The sequence below is a fragment of the Phaeobacter sp. JH20_08 genome (assembly GCF_048056635.1).
Classification (GTDB): domain Bacteria; phylum Pseudomonadota; class Alphaproteobacteria; order Rhodobacterales; family Rhodobacteraceae; genus Phaeobacter; species Phaeobacter bryozoorum.
On the sequence record NZ_JAYMVV010000007.1, the window covers coordinates 111,897 to 131,596 of the forward strand.

Genomic DNA, 19,700 nt, shown 5'->3' on the forward strand with positions numbered 1-19,700 from the left:
ATCGCCGCCGCGCCGGGATCACCGCCGCGCGCGTCTCTCGTGCCGGATCACCCTGTCAGGCGGCGCCCAAGCTTTCGTCAGGCCTCAGCCCTTGGCGATGGCGCGCAGCATCCAGGCGGCCTGCTCGTGAAAGGCGGAGCGCGCCGTCGCCAGATCCTCGGTAACGATATCCTTGCGATCGCCCGCCAACTCGGCCAGCGCATGAAGGCGGTGCGCGACGCGTTCATGACAATGAGCGAGATCCTCAACCATATCCGCAGCCGTCAGCGAGCCGGTTTTGTCTTCAAGCTTCGAACGGCTGACGATATCGGCAAGGCTCGACGGCGCCAGATGCCCCAGCGCGCGGATCCGTTCCGCCAGCTCGTCGGTCGCTGCAAACATATTCTCATACTGCTCTTCGGTCAGCTTATGGACCGAGTAGAAGGCCGGCCCTTCGACGTTCCAGTGATAGGCATGGGTCTTGAACACGAGGCGATAGGTATCGGCCAGCACATCGGCCAGCCCGCTGGCGATCACCGAGGTGTCACGGACACCGGTGCTAACGTCATCACGGCTGGGCACAACTGAAAGCGCTTCGCTCATCTTATCATCTCCTTTGTCTGTGTCGGTCTCGCCACCCCAACGTGTGCTCCTGACAGAGGTTCCCATATTTCTCGCCGGTGTCAGACCTTCTTACCGATGTCAGACGCGCAGGCGCCGGGGACAGATGGGCAACGAAAATGGGCGGACGCCACAGCATCCGCCCCTTATCGCTTTCGCATTGTCGTCTCCACGCTATCTGCCCTTTACCACCCGAACCACCATGGCGATGGCAAAGAGTACAAGGAACACGAAGAACAAAATCTGCGCGATCCCGGCAGAGGCAGACGCCACACCGCCAAAGCCGAAGAGGCCAGCGATGACTGCGACAACAAAGAATAGCAAAGCCCAGTAGAGCATGGTCCTCTCCTTCATATCATGTCGTGCTGTGATACCGTCCCAACTCAGACCGCGCGGCGATGGTTCCATGGAACTTTCGCGGCTCGGCGCACGTTGAGTGGTGGAAAGGAGACTTCATCATGGCTGCAACTCAGACACAGACTGAACCGAAGAAATCGACCGCTGCGCGACGCAAGCAGGACACCCTGACAGAGGCGTCCCAGCCGATTGCGGCAAAAGCCAAAGAGGTTGGCGAACAGCTGGAGGATATGGCGGTACGCAATGCTCAGGCGGTCCGTGAGATGGCGACCGAGGGTGCAAAAACCGCGTCCCAGACCGTTAATGAGCTTGCCTCCCAGAGTGAGGAATTCGTGAAGAAGAATCCGGCGCTTGCCGTAGCTGGCGCGCTGGGGCTGGGCGTTCTGATCGGCCTTGCGGTCCGCAACCGCTACTGAAACACTTAAATTCCGAGATACAAAAAAGGGAGGCCAGCGGCCTCCCTTTTTTGTATCTGTTGGACACGTTTCTCTGACTATGAACAACCACGGCTGCGAGGGGATTCAGGTGAATTTGCGAAACAGCCGCGTGGTGTCGAAGATTGTATCGAGTTTCTCGTAGCGCGCGCGCGTCTCGTCCCAGCGCTCCTCCTGTGCGGCCGAGATCATCGCCTCCAGCAGCATCATGGTTGAGATGTTCGAGTCCCAGGCCGAGGGGATTTCCACCCAGCAATTGAAGGTATGCGCCGCCACCGATCCGATGGGGCTGGACCATTGGTCGGTGATCAAGATCACCCGAACCCCCCGTTCCGAGGCCAGTTCGGCCAGCCGTTGCAGGTTGGTCTCATAGCGGCGTACGTCGAACATCAGCAGCGTGTCGCCTTCCACCATATCCAGCACGTAATGCGGCCAGGTCGCCGAGGAGGAGGTCATATGTGTGACCCGCTGGCGAATGGCCTGAAAATGCGTGAAGGCATAATCCGCAAGCGCACGGGTGATGCGCCCGCCAACCACATAGAGCCGACCCTCAGTATCGGCCAGCTGCCGGACCGCCGCATCGAACTGCTCTGAATCGACGTTGGAAAAGGTCTGACTGAGGTTGTCGGTCACCGCCTGTGCAAATCTGTTCAGAAGATGCCCCTCCGGCGCCTCCGACGCCCAGTTGGCCCGGCGCTGGGTCGGGCCGGATCCCTTTGCCTCCAGCTCTTTCAGCAGGGCCTGATGGAACTGCGGATATCCTTTGAAACCAAGCTTCTGCACCATGCGCGCCACGGTGGGTGTCGACACATCGGCATTGGCGGCAACAATGGTGATAGAGGCCAGACCAGCCGCCGGATAATTGGCCAGCAGGGCATTTGCGAATTTGCGCTCTGCCTGGGTCAGGGTTGCATATTGCTCCCGGATGAGTTCGCGCACGGTGGCGGGCGGTTTTGTCACTGTCCGGCTATCCCTCTGGTTTGCCTACAATTTATGCACTGCCCCAAAGACAGGGCCATCCCCGACACGAGGGGATCAAACTGATGCTGAAAATATATTGACACAAAAAGTCGTACGTGAAAACATTTTTCCAAAATCAGGGAGTGCCCAATGTCACTGAGCGATTCCAACGCTCCATCTGCCGCCGCACCGGAACTGCCCAACGAGGCAGTAGAGATCTGGAATGCAGCGGGCACCGGCGATGTGCTGGTGCTGTGCGAACATGCCAGCAACCACATTCCGGCGCGGTATGAGGGGCTTGGCCTGTCGGAGGATGACCGCGCCAGCCATGCCGCCTGGGATCCCGGCGCATTGGCGGTGGCCAAGGGTCTATCGGTGGCTCTGGACGCGCCGCTGGTCGCAAGCCGGGTGTCGCGGCTGGTCTATGACTGCAACCGCCCGCCCGAAGCTGCCAGTGCCATGCCCGCGAAATCGGAACTGATCGAAGTCCCCGGCAACCGTGATCTGGATGCGGCGGCGCGGGCCGAACGGGTCGACAGCGTCTACACCCCCTTCTGCGCGGCCGTGGCGCAGGTGATCGCTGATCGCAGGGCCGCAGGCCGCGAGACGATGCTGGTGACGGTCCATAGCTTTACCCCGATCTTTTACGGCACCCCGCGCAGCGTCGAAATCGGCATCCTGCACGATGCGGACAGCCGCTTGGCCGATGCGATGCTGGAGGCCGCCCCGGCCCTGCCCGACCGCCAGGTCGAGCGCAACGCGCCCTATGGCCCGCAGGACGGTGTCACACATTCGCTGGTGCTGCATGGTCAGAACAATGGTTTGGCCAATGTGATGATCGAAGTGCGTAACGATCTGTTGCAGACCCCGGAACAGGAAGCCGCCATGACAGACGAATTGCTGTATCTGCTGCGCCCGGCCCTGAGCGCGCTGACCAGTAAGGAGGCAGCCAATGCCTAGTGCCATCAAGAGCTATGTACGCGCCATCGACGCGATGAACCGCGTGATTGGCCGTTTCGCCATGTATCTGATCTTTGTGCTGGTTGGGGTGCTTCTGTGGTCCTCGGTCTCAAAGACCTTTTTCAACCCGTCACTCTGGACGCTGGAGACCGCGCAGTTTGTCATGGTCGCCTACTATATTCTGGGTGGTCCCTACTCGATCCAGATGGGCAGCAATGTACGGATGGATCTGTTCTATGGCGCATGGTCGCTCAAGACCAAGGCCATGGTCGATGCTGTCACCGTGCTGTTCCTGATGTTCTACCTGGGGATCCTGTTTTATGGCGCCGTCAGCTCCACCGCCTATTCGCTGGGGTATTTCGGGCTTGAGCCGTTTCAGTTCTTCGGAGAGCTGCTGACAATCCTTGTGAGCGAAGGCGTCGATGCCGCCAGCGCCAAACTCGGCTATCTGGAACGCAGTTCCACCGCGTGGCGCCCCTTCATGTGGCCGATCAAAACCATCCTCTGTTTCGGCGTCTTTCTGATGCTGCTGCAATGCCTTGCTGAATTGTTCCGTGATCTCGGACGCCTTCGCGGAGACGACTTCTAATGTCCTATGAACTCATCGCCATTATGATGTTTGCCGGCATGATGCTGATGCTGATGACCGGTCAGCGTGTGTTTGGCGCAATCGGTTTCGTCGGCGCTGTGGCCGGTCTGCTGCTCTGGGGCACTGGCGGCAGTGAAATCCCCTTCTCCGCGGCCATGAAGCTGATGAAATGGTATCCTCTGCTCACGCTGCCAATGTTCATCTTCATGGGGTACGTGCTGTCGGAATCGAAGATCGCAGATGATCTCTACCGGATGTTTCACGTGTGGATGGGACCGGTCAAAGGCGGGCTGGCGATTGGTACCATTGGTCTGATGGTCCTGATCTCGGCGATGAACGGTCTGTCGGTGGCTGGTATGGCCATCGGCGCCACCATCGCCCTGCCCGAGCTTTTGCGCCGTGGCTATGACAAGACGCTGGTCACCGGCACCATTCAGGCCGGATCCTCCCTCGGCATTCTGGTGCCGCCCTCCGTCGTGCTGGTGCTCTATGCGATGATCGCGCGCCAGCCGGTTGGTCAGCTCTGGCTCGCCGGTGTTGTTCCGGGTCTGCTGATGGCGGCCATGTTCATCATCTACATCTATCTGCGCGCCCGGATGCAGCCCGAACTCGGCCCCGCCATGAGCCCCGAGGATCTCGCCGAATATGAGCGCATCAGCGATCATCCGCTGCGCCTGAACTACATCGTTCTGGCCCTTCTGGTGCTGGTGCCGCTGGTGGTCAAGATGGGCATCATCGAGGCAAAACCCGCGATGGGCGTGGCTCTTGCCGGTGCTGTTCTGGCCTTTGTCACCAGAGGCGTTCCGATCTTCTATCATGATGTCTTCATGAAGGAAAAATATCGCCTGCTGTTCTCCGGCGTGCTGCCCTTGGCGATCTTTGCCGCGATGATGGTTCCCTTTGTGAATGGCTGGACCTCGCTGGTGGAAAGCTCCGCCATTGGTGCGATGACCGCCTTTGTCGCGGCCATTCTCAAAGGTCGGATGAACAAGGAGGTGTTTGAAACGTCGGTGCGCTCCACCCTGGGGATTTCCTGCATGTTCATGTGGATCATCCTCGCCGCGCTTGGCTTTGGCGCAATTTTTGATGGTCTGGGCGCGGTGAAGGCGATCGAGGATCTGTTCACCACGCAGCTGGGTCTCAGCCCCTGGATGATCCTGATCCTGATGCAGCTGAGCTTTATCGTGATGGGCACCTTCCTTGATGACACCGCGATGCTGGTGATCGTGGCGCCGCTTTATGTGCCGCTTGTGGGGGCGCTGGGGTTCGATCTGATCTGGTACGGTGTGCTTTATACCATCACCACCCAGATCGCCTATATGACGCCGCCCTTTGGCTACAACCTGTTCCTGATGCGGGCGATGGCGCCACCGGAAATCGGGCTGAAAGACATCTACGTCTCAATCATCCCCTTTGCCGCTGTCATGGTGGTCGCACTCGCCCTGGTCATGATGTTCCCGCAGATTGCCCTGTGGCTGCCGGACTATGTTTACGGAAAATAACCCTCAGAAGAGCTCCGCAAGGGGGCCGGACATTCAACATGGAGAAGAGACATGACGACAAGACGTAAGTTTATACAGACCGCCGGTGTCGGCGCCCTGGCCGCACCGCTGGCCACACCTGCGCTGGCTCAGTCGAAAATCACCTGGCGTATGCAGACCTATGCCGGTGCGGCACTGGCCGAGCATGTGGTGAAACCCGCCATCGACATGTTCAACAAGATCGCAGGCGACCGCATGCAGATCGAGCTCTACTATGCCGACCAGCTGGTCCCCACCGGCGAGCTGTTCCGCGCCATGCAGCGCGGCACGATCGACGCGGTGCAGTCGGATGACGACTCGATGGCCTCGCCCACAGAAGTCACTGTCTTTGGCGGCTATTTCCCCTTCGCCTCGCGCTACTCGCTCGATGTGCCTGTGCTGTTCAACCAATATGGTCTGAACGAGATCTGGGACGAGGAATACTCCAAGGTCGGCGTCAAGCATATCTCGGCAGGCGCATGGGACCCCTGCCATTTCGCCACCAAGGATCCGATCAACTCGCTGGCCGACCTCAATGGGAAACGCGTCTTCACCTTCCCGACCGCCGGCCGTTTCCTGAGCCAGTTCGGCGTGGTGCCGGTCACCCTGCCGTGGGAAGACATCGAAGTTGCCATGCAGACTGGCGAGCTGGACGGCATCGCCTGGTCCGGCATCACCGAGGATTACACCGTCGGCTGGGCGGATGTGACCAACTACTTCCTGACCAACAACATCTCCGGCGCCTGGGCTGGCTCCTTCTTTGCCAACCAGGGCCGCTGGAACGAGCTGCCCGAGGACCTGCAGACCCTGTTCCGTGTCTGCTGTGATCAGTCGCATTATTATCGCCAGTGGTGGTACTGGGGTGGCGAAGCCTCCTTGCGCGTGAACGGCGACAAGATGAAACTGACTACGATTCCGGACAATGAATGGCAGCAGGTCGAAGACGCCGCCGTCAAATTCTGGGACGAGATCGCCGCCGAAAGCCCGACCAAAGCGCGCGTTGTCGAGATCATCAAGAAGTACAACGCCGACATGCAGAAGGCCGGCCGCCCCTATCGCTACGGCTAAAAGGCTGCCACAGAAAACCGAATTTGGCCCGCGTGCGGTGGGCCAAATTCCTTCCCAAGGAATTTGCTCAACTTTTCTAGTCAGAAAGTTGTGGCCTCAGAACACAAAGGGCTGCTCATGCTCTCCTTCGATACGCTCAAAGACCAGGTTGCCGACGGCACCGTTGATACAGTTCTTGTGTGCCTTGTGGACATGCAGGGTCGGCTGATGGGCAAACGCTTTCACGCCAAGCATTTTGTGAACGGCGCCTGGGAAGAGACCCATTGCTGCAACTATCTCCTCGCCACCGATCTGGCGATGGCGACGCCGGAAGGCTATGCCTCGACCAGCTGGGAAAACGGCTATGGCGATTATGTCATGAAGCCGGATCTGGCCACGCTGCGCCCGGTGCCCTGGCTGGCTGGCACGGTGATGGTGCTCTGTGATGTGCTGGATCACCACAGCCATGAGGAAGTCCCCCATTCTCCCCGCGCCATCCTGAAACGTCAGGTGAACCGTCTCAAAGAGATGGGTTTTGACGCGATGTGCGCCACCGAGCTGGAATTCTTCCTGTTCGAGAAGAGCTTTGACGAAATCCGCAAATCCGGTTTCCGCGATTTGCAGCCGATCTCGGGCTACAATGAGGACTACAGCATTCTGCAGACCTCGCGTGAGGAACATATCCTGCGCCCGATCCGCAACCATCTGTGGGATGCAGGGCTGCCGATCGAGAATTCCAAGGGCGAGGCCGAGACCGGTCAGGAAGAGCTGAACATCAAATATGCCGCCGCGATGGATACGGCGGAATATCACACCATTGCCAAACATGCGGTGAAAGAGATCGCCCAGCAGCAGGGCCATGCCGTCACCTTCCTGCCGAAATGGCATCACGAGAAGGTCGGCTCCTCCTCCCATGTCCACCAGTCGCTGTGGCAGGACGGCAAACCTGCCTTCTATGACGAGAGCGACGCGCTGGGCATGTCATCGCTGATGAAGGCCTACATGGCGGGTCTGCTGAAATACGCGCCGGATTACACCGCCTTCATGGCGCCCTATATCAACAGCTACAAACGCTTCATGAAGGGCACCTTTGCCCCGACCCGTATCATCTGGTCGGTGGACAACCGCACCGCAGGCTATCGCCTCTGCGGTGTCGGCAGCAAGGCAATCCGCGTGGAATGCCGGATACCCGGCTCGGACATGAACCCCTATCTCGCGATCGCCGGTATGCTGGCGGCGGGTATTGCAGGCATCGAGGAAGGGCTTGAGCTGCAGGCCCCCACCAAGGGCGATGTCTATCAGGGCGACACCGGCATGATCCCCGGCACGCTGCGTGAGGCGGCGGCGGCACTCAAAAGCTCGGCCATGTTGCGGGCCACCATGGGCGATGCGGTGGTTGACCACTATGTCCGCGCGGCGGAAGTTGAGATCGAGGATTTCGAGCGGATCGTGACCGACTACGAGATTGCCCGCGGGTTTGAGCGCGTCTGAGACGCGCAGCCTTCGGCGAGAGTATTTTTGGAAAGATGACGATGGGGGCGTGGCCCCCGTCAAACCACATGAGGAAGACCATGGGCCAGACCCTGAAATGTATCTCACCGATCGACGGATCGGTCTATGCCGAGCGCGAGACGCTGTCACCAGAGGCCGCAGCAGAGCGTGCCAAGGCAGCACGTGTGGCCCAGGCGGCCTGGGCCGCCCGCCCCCTGCAGGAGCGGATTGGCCTGGTGATGGCCGGCGTCGCCGCCGTGGGGGCCATGAATGACGAGATCGTGCCGGAGCTGGCCCACATGATGGGGCGCCCGGTGCGCTATGGCGGCGAGTTTGGCGGCTTCAACGAACGTGCCAGCCACATGGCCGCGATTGCGGCAGAGTCGCTTGCGGATATCGAGGTCGGCGAGGACGCCACCTTCAAACGCTACATCAAGCGCGTGCCCCATGGGGTTGTGTTGGTGGTCGCGCCCTGGAACTACCCCTATATGACCGCAATCAACACCGTGGCGCCTGCGCTGATTGCGGGCAATACCGTGGTGTTGAAACATGCCACCCAGACGCTTCTGGTGGGCGAGCGCATGGCGCAGGCCTTCCAGTCGGCGGGCGTTCCGGCAGATGTGTTCCAGAATGTCTTTCTGGATCATGACACCACCTCCGCGCTGATCGCAGACCGCGCGTTTGACTTCGTGAACTTCACAGGCTCCGTCGGTGGCGGCCAGGCGATGGAGCGCGCAGCGGCCGGCACGTTTACCGGCGTCGGCACCGAGCTGGGCGGCAAGGATCCGGGCTATGTGATGGACGACGCCGATCTTGATGCGGCGGTGGACACGCTGATCGATGGCGCCATGTTCAACGCAGGCCAGTGCTGCTGCGGCATCGAGCGGATCTATGTCCATGAGAGCCTTTACGACGCCTTTGTCGAGAAGGCAGTGGCCATCGTGAAAGGCTACAAGCTGGGCAATCCGCTGGAGGCAGAAACCACCATTGGCCCGATGGCCAATGTGCGCTTTGCGCAGGAGGTGCGCGACCAGATCGCCGAGGCGGTAGCGGCGGGTGCTGTCGCCCATATCGCGCCCTTCGCCGAGGATGACGGCGGTGCCTATCTCACACCGCAGATCCTGACCAATGTGACTCATGACATGCGGGTGATGCGCGACGAGAGCTTTGGCCCTGTCGTGGGCATCATGAAAGTCACCTCTGACGAAGAGGCGATTGCGCTGATGAATGACAGCGAATTTGGCCTCACCGCGTCGCTATGGACCCGCGATGTCGAGCGCGCCGCGCGTGTTGGCGATCAGATCGAAACCGGCACCGTGTTTATGAACCGCGCCGATTATCTGGATCCGGGCCTGTGCTGGACCGGCTGCAAGAACACCGGCCGCGGTGGGGGTCTGTCGATCATCGGCTTCCATAACCTCACCCGCCCGAAATCCTATCACCTGAAAAAAGTCACGGGCTGAGCCCCGTCATCTTTCCAAAAATACTCCGGGGGGCTTGCCGCAGGGCAAGCGGGGGCAGCGCCCCCTCCCCGGCTTCATCACAGGAACACACCTATGACTCTTGTTGGAAACTGGTCCTACCCGACCGCAATCAAATTCGGCGCAGGCCGGATCAAGGAACTGGCGGACGCCTGCGCTGCTGTCGGCATGAAGAAACCTCTGCTGGTCACCGACAAAGGCCTGGCCGAACTGCCTGTCACCCAAGCCACCCTCGACATCCTGGAGGCCGCGGGCCTTGGCCGGGCGATGTTCTGCGAGGTTGACCCGAACCCGAACGAGAAGAACCTCGAAGCCGGTGTTGCAGCCTACAAGGCGGGCGGCCATGACGGGGTTATCGCTTTTGGCGGCGGCTCTGGCCTCGATCTGGGCAAGATGGTCGCCTTCATGTGCGGCCAGACCAGACCGGTTTGGGATTTTGAAGACATCGGCGACTGGTGGACCCGCGCCGATGCCGATGCAATCGCGCCAATCATCGCCGTGCCGACCACCGCAGGCACCGGCTCCGAGGTCGGCCGCGCCTCTGTGATCACCGACAGTGTGACCCATCAGAAAAAGATCATCTTCCACCCCAAGGTGCTGCCGACCGTGGTGATCTGTGATCCCGAGCTGACCGTGGGCATGCCGAAGTTCATCACCGCAGGCACCGGGCTGGATGCCTTTGCCCATTGCGTCGAGGCGTTCTCCAGCCCGCATTACCACCCGATGTCGCAGGGTATCGCGCTGGAAGGCATGCGCCTGGTAAAGGATTACCTGCCGCGCGCCTATGCCGATGGCACCGATATCGAGGCGCGCGCGCAGATGATGTCGGCTGCGGCCATGGGTGCCACCGCCTTCCAGAAAGGCCTCGGCGCGATCCACGCCATGAGCCATCCGATCGGCGCAGTGTTCAACACCCACCACGGCACCACGAATGCGGTCTGCATGCCTGCGGTTCTGGCCTTCAACGCGCCGGAAATCCGCGAGCGGTTCAACACCGCAGCTGCCTATCTGGGCATCGACTGCGGCTTTGACGGTTTCTGCGCCTATGTGCAGGAGCTGAACGACAGTCTCGGTATCCCACGTGGCCTCGCGGACCTCGGCGTCACCGAAGACGCCATCCCCGAGCTGGTCCGAGGCGCCCTGATCGACCCCTCCTGCGGCGGCAACCCTGTCGTTCTGGATGAAGCCAATCTTACGCAGCTGTTCAAGGACGCGATGTGATCTCCGGTTGAGGGCCACAGAATACTGAGCCCGGACCGAGCTGTCTGACGTCTGGCTCAGGTGTCGTGATTGCGGCCCCTCTCTGGCTTGAGAGGGGCCGCATTTTTATTCGCAATGATCCGGGTCGGTCCCTATTTCGCCGCGCCGCAGTGCTGATCGACCATGCGCTGCACCATCGGGGCAAAGTGCCAGAAATCGGGCGTCTCCATCCCCTCACGCTTACCCGCTTCGTCCAGATAGCGCACCGCGATGATCTCCTTGAGGTTCGGATTGGCCTCGAACTCCACCACTTCCTGCGCGGTCATCGGTCCCCCCTGCAGCTCCAGCGTATGGACCGAGGCAGGCGAAAGGCGTTTAAAATACTCGGGCTTCGTCGCACAGAGATAGCGTTTCGCAGCAACGTGGTAGCGACAGCAATCGGTGATCACGCTGGGAAAGAAGCGCTCCAGCACCTCGGCCCCGGCGTCCTCATGGTGGCGGTCTTCGGTATCATCGGGGTGATAGGTGCCAAACTCCGATGTGAAATGACCGATATCATGCAGGAGGGCGCCGACGATGATTTCCTCCGGCTGGCCATTCTCTTCGGCGATTGTGGCGCCCTGCAGCATATGCTCTCCCATGGTCACCGGCTCGCCCAGATATTCCTCACCGCCGCGGCGATCGAAGATGGAGCCGAGGAACGCAACGATTGTGTTGTGGTCGAGTGTCTCAGGCGGGCGATGCGGCGCTGGCTGCGGTTTGCGGCTGGTCATTCCGCCGCCTCCCCCAGGGCCTGACGCCGCCGGGCCTCATAGGCAGAGCGCAGCCCGTCCTTGTCGGCATAGCAGCCCTGCAACCACCGCGTTCCTTCGCCGGAATAGCCCTTGCGCGCATGAAGGACACGGGTGTTGTCGACCACAAATGCCTCACCGGGGTTCAGGCGAAAGGTCACCTCCATTGCCGTGTCGTCGATAATCTCGCCGAACCGGCGATAGGCCGCATAATAGAGCGCCATTTTGTTGAAGGGGACATCCTGAACCGCCGCAAGGGAGCGATTGTTGAAACGCACAGCAATCAGCTCGCCATCCGGCGCCAGCTCGATCATCGGACGGCGCGAGGTCAGGCAGACCGCGGCTTCGCCAGCATATTCAAAGCGCGCGCAATGCTCGGCCAGAACGTTGAAATAGGCTTCGTTTTCCGCCTTGAGCCGCAGCGCCGCGGCAAAGCCGTCAACCACCATGTTCTCGCCGCCGGCAGCCGAGCTTTCGAGACAGTAGAGCACCTGGATCGTCGGCACGGGATCGCGATAGGGGTTGTCGGTATGGGCCTGCAAGCCAAGCCCGGTAAAGGCCAGATTGGTCGGATTCACCTCGGTACGGACCTCAAAGTGACGCCCATAGTTGGTCTCCCGGACATGACCAAAAAGATCCACAACCCGGAACAGTGCACCGTCCTCAACCGGACCGTTGACGATTTTGCCAAACCCGTAGCGTGTCACCGCGCCAAGCCAGTCGCCCAACGCCGCACCACCGGCTTGCAGCGCGGCAAAATCCCCGGTGGGCACGGCCGCCATCAACCCCGCGTCCCAGGGCTCGACCCCCTCCGCGAGCCAGCCGCGCGCGTCCTGACGCGCCCGGTCATAGGCATGATCCCCAAGCCAGGACAGATCGTAATCCACGGTCTTCTCTTCCGGGACGAACAGCACCCGGAGGTGGCCGCCATCAAGCGTCGCCTCCGCAATTGCCGTGTCGGCCGGAATATCGCGCAGGGCGATCAGACGCTGACCATTGGCCGTCGCGCGGGTCTCGGGATCGCCCGCATTGTCGCGCAGCCAGATCGCGTGGAACCGCAGTTCAGACGTCCCGAGAGACAAGGTGAGATAATCGCCCGCTGGGGCAACGGTAACTGATGGCATGATGTCCTCAAGAAAGGGTCCGCAATGCGGAAGATGACTTTTGCCTGTATGTTGCCATCGGTCCTGGATAATCTCAAATTAGGAATTTCTGCACTTAGGCCAAGGTCAGCTAATGCAAAAACAGCGCTCAACCCTGCCCCCGCTGGAATGGATCCGCGCCTTTGAAGCGGCGGCGCGCTGCGGCAGCTTTACCGCAGCCGCAGGCGAAACCGGGATCACCCAATCCGCCATCTCGCAGCGCATCGCCCAGCTGGAGAAACGGCTGGGGGTGGCGCTGTTCCACCGTCACCCTCGTGCCATTTCCCCGACTGTAGAGGGCGAGGCCTGGCTGCCCCATATCCAGTCGGCGCTGGACACGATGCGCGACAGCTCAGAGGCGCTGTTCGGCACCGGGCGGCGCCAGCTGACGATCTCCGCCAGCCAGTCGGTCATTGATCTGTGGCTCACGCCAAGGCTGGCAGCCCTGAGCGAGATTTCGGGTGGTCAGCTTGCGATCCAGACCATGGTGCTGGGCGCCCATGACGCGCCCGAGGATGATGTGCTGCGCATTCGCTATGGCGCCGGGGACTGGCCCCACCCCTATAAGCTGCCGCTCTATTCCGAAGAAATCGCGCCGATGGCGGCGCCCGCTCTGATCAAGGCTGCGCAGGACTGGACCGACTGGCCCCGCATTGCCTGTTCCGGTCCACGCCCGGGCTGGCCCGATTGGGTTGCCCACCACGGCGGCGGGACAACGCCAGTACCGCATCTGCGTTTTGACACATTGCTGTCGGCACTTGGCGCGGCACAGGCCGGGGCCGGCGTTCTGCTAGGGTCGCTTCCTCTGTGCCGCGTGCCCCTGGCCGAGGGGCGGCTGGTTCGCCTTGATCGGAACCGGCTGAAACACCATGCCACCTATTGGATGATCGCCGGAAAAGACGCGGTAACCCACACGCAATGGAGCGAGCTGACACGCATCATGCAGTGAGCCGCGGCAAACGATTGGACCACGCGAATTGTCGCAATGGCAATCTGTCTTATGGGCCATTCATGGGGGCCGGTGCATAGCTGTATCCATTCATGCAAACCCAATTAGGAGCAATTGACGCCCATGAACATGTGGTTACTGGCAGCAGGAGGCCTGATGGTCGCGAACACGCTGTTGCACATCTTCGCCGGCGGTAAGAGCGTTGCACGCCCCCTGCTGAACGCGCGCGAGCTGTCTGGCGAGGTACGATATGTAAACTACTACTGCTGGCACCTGGTGAGCATTAACCTCGCTGCGGTGGCTGCGCTCTTTTTATGGCCTGCGCTGCTGAACGGGCCAGTCGCCGCCGCGATCATCGCCACCGCTCTGGCCGCCTCATATGCCCTCTGGGGGCTGGCCTTGCCGGTTCTGAACGGCCAGCGCTACAAGGATATTCCCCAGGGGTTCCTGTTTGTCCCCGTCACTCTGTCGGGTCTCGTCGGCCTGATGATCTGACACCTGTCAGGCACGATAACCACGCAAGTATCGGTATGGGCCGCAAGATGGCGGCCCAACCTGAGACGAGGTCAGGCAGTTAGCCAATAGTATTTCATAGATAAAATATCTTTTGTTGATTACCCGACATCTTGTGGGCATTGAGCCTGTTCCTCATAGAAAACCACCAAAAACACCCTTAACAGCTCATGAATCGGCCGCATTCAGGGCAGGCGCGCGCTCAACTCATAGCTGTCTGGTTAAAGTCTTAACGACACTAGGCGGGCATATTAATCATTTGTTAGCGGCAAAATGACAGTCTCAGGCCAGTCTTTGGAAAGGGCGTTATCATGAATGGTACTGAGGTTACGACACAAACCAACCACGCGACACTGCCCTCCGGCAACCTATGTGTGCTGGTGCTGGATGACAGTGAATTTGACAGAACACGGATGCGAAGGCTGATTGCCCAAGCGGACAGATCTGTGAATGTGATCACCTGTTCGGATATCAAGGACTTTGAAAGAGCACTGGACGAGAATATCGTCGACCTCTGCCTGATTGACCATCAGCTGCGCGACGCCTCGGGGCTGGATGCCGTCGCCGTGGTCAAACAGCAACTGGAGACCGCGGAGGTCCCGGTGGTCATGATCTCCGGTCGTGAAGATACAGAAGCGGTTGTCAGTTCGATCCGCGCCGGCTGTGTCGACTACATCGGCAAGGGCAATCTGACGGCTGAAAAACTTCATGGTGTGATCTACAATTCCATCGCTGAAACCTTCTCCAACCCGGCCATGAAAGCCGAGGTGCAGGAAGCAACCCGTAATGTGATCCGTGGCATGGCTGAAGGCTGCATCAGCGATGCTGCAACCCAAACTGCGGCGCATGTACCGTCAGATCTCCTTTATTCGCGGCTGCCACAATCAGGGCCTGACCCCCTCCCCTGAGGCGCTGGATGAGATCGAAACCCATTGCCTGAACATCTGGCGGTTCTTCGACGAGATCGAACACTACAGCAATAGCTTCAACGAAGTTCGCCACTAGGTGGATCACCTCACCGCGGCTCAGCCACGGTGAGGTTGCTTCAGACGCACCCGAATAGTCGCCCCGTGCCGATTGGTCCGGGGCGGCAACGCGTCTACAAGACCGCCATAGCTATCGGCAAGGCGCCTCAGGATCGCCAACCCCATGCCTGCCCCTCCGGTGTCGGCGATCGAGAATTTGCTCATCGGATCAAAAATCCGTTCCAGCTTGCCTGCTGGAATTCCGACACCATCGTCTCGCACCAGCATCTCCCACATGCCGTCGTGGCAGCGGCCAACCACGGCAATGCGCACCGGCTCCGGGTTATGACCGGCAGCATTTCCCAGCAGGATCAGGAACATCGACATCAGGGCATCGGGGTTCATGTCAATCTCAGGCGGATCGAACCGCGCCCGCACCCGCAGGCCATCTGGCAGATTCAGCGCCGCAATCGCACGATCAAGGCAAGCTTGAACCGACACGTTCTCCGTCTCCCGGTATCCGGTCTTGGAATATCGCGACAGCTGGTCAAGCATCATGTTGAGCTTTTCGGCGTGCTGCCGCATCAGATCAAGGGATTGCGCCGGGGCTTCCGGCAGGGTCAGGCCTGCGTCCTCCAGATCCTCCCCAATCCAGTTCGGCAGTTCGGCAAGCGCCCTCACCGACCCCCGCAGATCATGCACGATTTTGTAGACTACTTCCATCATCGCCTGATCGCGCGTGGTCTGGCCAGCCGCCTGGTCGGGGGTATCATGTTTCATCGCGGAGCGCCTTTCGAAGTTCGGCAGGATAGGTGTCACGCAGGGCCATCCAGCGGCGCGCCTGCAACGTGGCACCCGCACGATCCGTTGTCGCACGCCAGGACTGGGCCACATTGTTGAGCGCGACCTCCGGCGTGGCGTCACCCGCCAGCGCAAGCTGAAGCCAATAGGACAAGGCGTCGAAATACTCCCCCCGCCGCGCCAGATAGAGATCGGGCATCGACGAGCGCATTGCCTGTTCATGCACACTCAGGAACTGTGCGCCATAGGCATCGACGATTGCGGGATCCTGATACTGATCGGTCCGGAAAGGGTCAAAAAAACCACCCGTCTGCGCGATCGCCTCGGCGCCGACTTTCTGCGAAACGGCATTCACGCAAAACTGATATGCGAGCTCAGGCTGCCTTGAATTTTTGGCGACGACGTAACTCCACCCCCAGTTGAAATACGACATGGGCACCAACGCCCCATTGATGCGTCCACCGGGCAGCGAGGCGTTGACCAGATTATCGCGCATCGCCGAGTCCGGCGCATAGAGGCTTTTCTGTGTCCCCCCCCAACCGATATTGGCGTAGATGTCACCCTCGCGGTACCGTGCCCAATTGGCAAAGAGGCCCAGGTCGGCCCCAACCAGATGGGCGCTCGAGGCGATCATCTCTTCCAATGCGGCGACGCCCTGGGCACCGGCAATCTGCGGCTCCATCGTCGGTGAAAACGGCCAGGCCCCCTTGGCGTGGAACCGGGCCCACCATTCCCAGGCCACCTTGTCGGCAGCGCGGAACAGGCAGCCGCCATAGCGTCCCGCATCCGGGTCGTGAAAGAACGCCATCTGGCGGTCCAGCTCTTCCCACGTCGCCGGTGTTGTCAGGTCTGTCCCGGTCTGATCCGCATATTTCTGTCTTAACTCAGGGTTCTCCATAAACCTTTTGTTATAAAACATTAAGAACACGTCACCGTCGGTTTGATATCCCCAGAGCCGGTCATCGAAAACATCACCGCTGGTATACATCATCGCGTCGGTCAGATCCTGCGGCGCATATTGCTGCGCCAGCCCGTCCAGGGGCAGGATCGCCTCCGCCTCGACAAGATCGGGGATTCCAAACGTTGCAGGCAGCGCCACATCGACACCGACGTCATTGAGCATTGCCTCCAGCGTCAACACCGCATTAATCTCTCCCACACCGACAACGACCAATTCCGCCCGGCAGCCACATAACGCTTCGAAACTCTTGGCAACCGGGGCCAGATTCGCCTCTGCCCCATGAGGGGTCAGAATACGCAACAGGTTGGGAGACTGGGGATCAGTTGCAGCACGTCCGGCTGCAGGCAGCAGGCCACCGCCCACCCCCAACGCCAGCGCATGCGTGGTAAAGGCGCGTCTTGTGAACATGGGGATCCTCGCGGTTGGCTATATGTCGTCAAACCTATCGTCGCCCAGTTAACGGCTGGTAAACCTCTCAACCTTATGTTGAGTCTCGCAAACAGCAAAAGGGACCCGCAGTGTCGCTAACCGCACGCCTAAGATCCTGTGTCGTCATCTGCCTCGCGTCGATCTGTGTCGCGATGTATGCGGAGTGGAACGACCTTAGCCGTATTGAGCGCAAGACGGAAAACCTGTCGGACCGCACCATCCCCCTGCTGGACAGGATCGCCGATCTTGGCGACCTGCAACATGGGCTGGAGGTGACATTGGCGAGGATCCGGCTCGTCGACGAACCGGATGGGCTAAAGGCGCTCGGACAGCGGCTCGACACGCTTGCACAGCTCTTTCGCGACAATTTCAGCGATCAGACAGATACAGTCACCAACGGTCCGTCCCCTGCAGATGCCGATGTCTTCCAAAAGGTTGTCAAAGGTCGGCAAGACCTCGTCGCCCAGTATGACCGGCTGGAGGTGCTTATCTCACAGGCGGCCTCCAAGATCCTGGCCCTGGAGAAATCCATCATTGTCGCGCAGATCGAGTTCGGCAATCAACAGCGTGACACCGGGAGTTCGAGCCAGTCGTATTCCTGGGCAATCGACACCGCCAAAACCCTTGGGGAGATCTCTGGCAGCGTTGCATCGCTTGCCATCCTGACCAAGGATTTCTCCATTGATACGGGCGAAAAACACAGCGCGGAGAGTCAACGCCTCGTCGCCCAGATCAATACTCTTGCCTCCCGCCTTGCCCGGCTCAAAAACATCGATGCGCGTCACGAGATTGCCGGTGTGCTGGTCGACTATCGCAAGATAATGCTTGGCCCGGATGGCGTCGTCGAAGGATTGTCGCAGTTACAGATCAGCGAAGCGCAACAGGATCGTCTTTACAAAGAGGCTGAAGCCGTCCTGAACCGCATCGGCACCTGGAGCAGATCGAACACGCAGCGTGCGGCGATGGAGTTTCGACAAAGCGCGGCAGAAACCACGCGCATCGTGGAACGCATTCGCTTTGTCGATGTCGCTTTCAACATGTGTATGCTGTTGATTTCTCTGGCGCTCTTGTGGTTCATGATCGAGGTTCGCATGATCTCGCGCATCCATCGCCTGACCCGCCATATCCAGCGCATGTCCCGCGGCGAGCTCGACGACCCGATCAACACCAGCGGCTCGGACGAAATCTCGGAGATCGCAAAGGCTGTCGAGAAATCACGCCTCACCGCCGCTGCGCTGAAGCGCTCAAACGAGGAGCTGGAGAGATTTGCCTATGTGGCCGCACATGACCTGCGTGCGCCATTGCGGGCGATTTCAAATCTGATCGAATGGACCGAAGAAGACTTTGCCGATGAGATGCCGGCTGATGCGCAAAAGAATATCGGATTGATCCGCAATCGCACGGACAGACTATCCAGCCATCTGTCGGCGCTGCTGGATTATGCACGTGCAGGACAGATCGAGGGCGAACACGGCGCATTCAGCCTGACGCATTTTGCAGATGAGCTGCGGCTCTATTTCAATTCCAACCCGGAATTCGAAATCAAGGTCGAGCAGGATTGCGGTCCCTTCGGTGCATATCTGACACCGTTGAAAACCATCCTGATCAATCTTGTCAGCAATGCCAGCAAGCATCACGACAGATCATCGGGCACCATCCGCCTCAGCAGCGAACTCTACCCGAACTACGTGGAAATCACCGTTGCCGACGATGGTCCGGGCATCCCGAAACAATACCAGGAGCAGATTTTCGTGCTGTTTCAAACGCTGAAATCCCGTGATGAAGTCGAAGGGTCCGGCCTGGGTCTGGCTCTTGTGCAAAAACTTGCCAGATCACTGGGTGGCAGCGTTTCTGTAGTTTCCAATCCGGAGGTGGCGCGCGGCACCGTGTTCACGGTCCGGATCCCGCTCAACTCCAAATCAAAGAAACCGCTGAATGACATCCAAGGATTGGCCGCATGACCAATAAAGAATCCGTTACATTCCTGATTGTCGATGACGATGAAGTGGCTGTCATGGCCATCAAACGCGCCTTAAAAAAGCTGCGTCTCGTGAACCCGGTAGAGGTCGTGGGCGACGGGCAGGAAGCACTGGACCTGTTGCGCGGCGTGAACGCTGCCGCGCTGGAGCGCCCCTATATCATCCTGCTTGATCTGAATATGCCGCGCATGGGTGGTCTGGAATTCCTGTCAGAGGTCCGGGAAGACAAGGAACTGGCAAATTCCGTGATCTTTGTTCTGACAACCTCCGATGCGCCTTCCGATATCGCGGTCGCTTATGAGCACAAAATCGCAGGCTATATCGTGAAAGAAAACGCCTATGACGCCGTCAAATCGGCCGTTGAAATGCTGGGCGCCTATGTCGAGATTGTGTCGCTTGAAAACAAGCTGAGATGAGGCCGGTCAGCGGATCAATGCTGTTGGCGCCAGCTTGCCGAAAAGGCGGGCCCTTACAGTCTGTGCGGTCCATGAACGCAACGGCGGGAAAAGACTGATATTCCCGGCGCCATCG

Annotated in this window: 20 protein-coding genes; 13 read left to right on the forward strand and 7 right to left on the reverse strand. The window is 59.8% G+C overall.

Annotation, left to right across the window (positions count from 1 at the left end; translation table 11 throughout):
• Positions 1-84: 84 nt before the first annotated feature.
• Positions 85-582, reverse strand: a complete 498-nt coding sequence (locus tag VWY75_RS08535) for a Dps family protein (protein ID WP_340547377.1) — start codon at positions 580-582, stop codon at positions 85-87.
• 192 nt (positions 583-774) lie between these two features.
• Entirely contained in the window at positions 775-939 is a 165-nt protein-coding gene (locus VWY75_RS08540; RefSeq protein ID WP_340547378.1) for a DUF1328 domain-containing protein, read from the reverse strand.
• Positions 940-1,058: 119 nt separating this feature from the next.
• Here VWY75_RS08540 and VWY75_RS08545 point away from each other — a divergent pair, with 119 nt between their 5' ends.
• Positions 1,059-1,373 carry a hypothetical protein gene (locus tag VWY75_RS08545; RefSeq protein WP_340547379.1) on the forward strand — a complete coding sequence of 105 codons (315 nt, stop codon included), beginning with the start codon at positions 1,059-1,061 and terminating at the stop codon, positions 1,371-1,373.
• A gap of 105 nt (positions 1,374-1,478) precedes the next feature.
• Here the strand turns inward: VWY75_RS08545 and VWY75_RS08550 are convergent, their stop codons facing one another.
• On the reverse strand, positions 1,479-2,351 hold the full coding sequence (locus VWY75_RS08550) for a MurR/RpiR family transcriptional regulator (RefSeq protein ID WP_340547380.1): 873 nt from the start codon (positions 2,349-2,351) through the stop codon (positions 1,479-1,481).
• Between the two features lie 150 nt (positions 2,352-2,501).
• Between VWY75_RS08550 and VWY75_RS08555 the strand changes: the two genes are divergently transcribed.
• From VWY75_RS08555 to VWY75_RS08585, 7 genes are all read left to right on the forward strand, one after another.
• The gene (locus VWY75_RS08555; RefSeq protein WP_416537490.1) at positions 2,502-3,311 is read left to right on the forward strand and encodes an N-formylglutamate amidohydrolase; all 810 of its coding nucleotides are present in this window, start codon (positions 2,502-2,504) and stop codon (positions 3,309-3,311) included.
• On the forward strand, positions 3,304-3,900 hold the full coding sequence (locus VWY75_RS08560; RefSeq protein ID WP_340547382.1) for a TRAP transporter small permease subunit: 597 nt from the start codon (positions 3,304-3,306) through the stop codon (positions 3,898-3,900). The genes VWY75_RS08555 and VWY75_RS08560 overlap by 8 nt, the downstream gene beginning before the upstream one ends.
• The gene (locus VWY75_RS08565; protein ID WP_340547383.1) at positions 3,900-5,402 is read left to right on the forward strand and encodes a TRAP transporter large permease; all 1,503 of its coding nucleotides are present in this window, start codon (positions 3,900-3,902) and stop codon (positions 5,400-5,402) included. The genes VWY75_RS08560 and VWY75_RS08565 overlap by 1 nt, the downstream gene beginning before the upstream one ends.
• A 51-nt stretch (positions 5,403-5,453) precedes the next feature.
• Positions 5,454-6,488 (forward strand): TRAP transporter substrate-binding protein, encoded by a 1,035-nt coding sequence (locus tag VWY75_RS08570; RefSeq protein ID WP_340547384.1) that lies wholly within the window; start codon positions 5,454-5,456, stop codon positions 6,486-6,488.
• 117 nt (positions 6,489-6,605) lie between these two features.
• Positions 6,606-7,958, forward strand: a complete 1,353-nt coding sequence (locus tag VWY75_RS08575) for a glutamine synthetase family protein (protein ID WP_340547385.1) — start codon at positions 6,606-6,608, stop codon at positions 7,956-7,958.
• Between the two features lie 80 nt (positions 7,959-8,038).
• Positions 8,039-9,421, forward strand: a complete 1,383-nt coding sequence (locus tag VWY75_RS08580) for an aldehyde dehydrogenase family protein (RefSeq protein ID WP_416537491.1) — start codon at positions 8,039-8,041, stop codon at positions 9,419-9,421.
• A 93-nt stretch (positions 9,422-9,514) separates the two neighbouring features.
• Positions 9,515-10,660 (forward strand): iron-containing alcohol dehydrogenase, encoded by a 1,146-nt coding sequence (locus tag VWY75_RS08585; RefSeq protein ID WP_416537492.1) that lies wholly within the window; start codon positions 9,515-9,517, stop codon positions 10,658-10,660.
• Between the two features lie 131 nt (positions 10,661-10,791).
• Here VWY75_RS08585 and VWY75_RS08590 read toward each other — a convergent pair whose 3' ends face one another.
• Positions 10,792-11,412 carry an HD domain-containing protein gene (locus VWY75_RS08590; RefSeq protein WP_416537493.1) on the reverse strand — a complete coding sequence of 207 codons (621 nt, stop codon included), beginning with the start codon at positions 11,410-11,412 and terminating at the stop codon, positions 10,792-10,794.
• On the reverse strand, positions 11,409-12,554 hold the full coding sequence (locus VWY75_RS08595; RefSeq protein WP_416537494.1) for a TauD/TfdA family dioxygenase: 1,146 nt from the start codon (positions 12,552-12,554) through the stop codon (positions 11,409-11,411). The genes VWY75_RS08590 and VWY75_RS08595 overlap by 4 nt, the downstream gene beginning before the upstream one ends.
• Before the next feature lie 112 nt (positions 12,555-12,666).
• On the opposite strand from VWY75_RS08595, the gene VWY75_RS08600 reads away from it, so the two are divergent.
• From VWY75_RS08600 to VWY75_RS08610, 3 genes are all read left to right on the forward strand, one after another.
• The gene (locus VWY75_RS08600) at positions 12,667-13,521 is read left to right on the forward strand and encodes a LysR family transcriptional regulator (RefSeq protein WP_416537495.1); all 855 of its coding nucleotides are present in this window, start codon (positions 12,667-12,669) and stop codon (positions 13,519-13,521) included.
• Between the two features lie 123 nt (positions 13,522-13,644).
• Entirely contained in the window at positions 13,645-14,016 is a 372-nt protein-coding gene (locus VWY75_RS08605) for a hypothetical protein (protein WP_416537496.1), read from the forward strand.
• 329 nt (positions 14,017-14,345) lie between these two features.
• Positions 14,346-14,942, forward strand: a complete 597-nt coding sequence (locus VWY75_RS08610; protein WP_416537497.1) for a response regulator — start codon at positions 14,346-14,348, stop codon at positions 14,940-14,942.
• Positions 14,943-15,059: 117 nt separating this feature from the next.
• On the opposite strand, the gene VWY75_RS08615 is transcribed toward VWY75_RS08610, so the two are convergent.
• A complete protein-coding gene (locus VWY75_RS08615) occupies positions 15,060-15,779 on the reverse strand; it encodes a sensor histidine kinase (protein ID WP_416536633.1) in 720 nt (239 codons plus the stop codon).
• Positions 15,769-17,169 carry a sugar ABC transporter substrate-binding protein gene (locus tag VWY75_RS08620; RefSeq protein WP_416537499.1) on the reverse strand — a complete coding sequence of 467 codons (1,401 nt, stop codon included), beginning with the start codon at positions 17,167-17,169 and terminating at the stop codon, positions 15,769-15,771. Before VWY75_RS08620 ends, VWY75_RS08615 begins: the two co-directional genes overlap by 11 nt.
• 110 nt (positions 17,170-17,279) lie before the next feature.
• On the opposite strand from VWY75_RS08620, the gene VWY75_RS08625 reads away from it, so the two are divergent.
• Together VWY75_RS08625 and VWY75_RS08630 are read left to right on the forward strand one after the other, a co-directional pair.
• On the forward strand, positions 17,280-19,151 hold the full coding sequence (locus VWY75_RS08625; protein ID WP_416537500.1) for a sensor histidine kinase: 1,872 nt from the start codon (positions 17,280-17,282) through the stop codon (positions 19,149-19,151).
• Positions 19,148-19,585, forward strand: coding sequence for a response regulator (locus VWY75_RS08630; protein ID WP_416536630.1), 438 nt, complete (start codon positions 19,148-19,150; stop codon positions 19,583-19,585). Before VWY75_RS08625 ends, VWY75_RS08630 begins: the two co-directional genes overlap by 4 nt.
• The last annotated feature ends 115 nt before the right edge of the window (positions 19,586-19,700 follow it).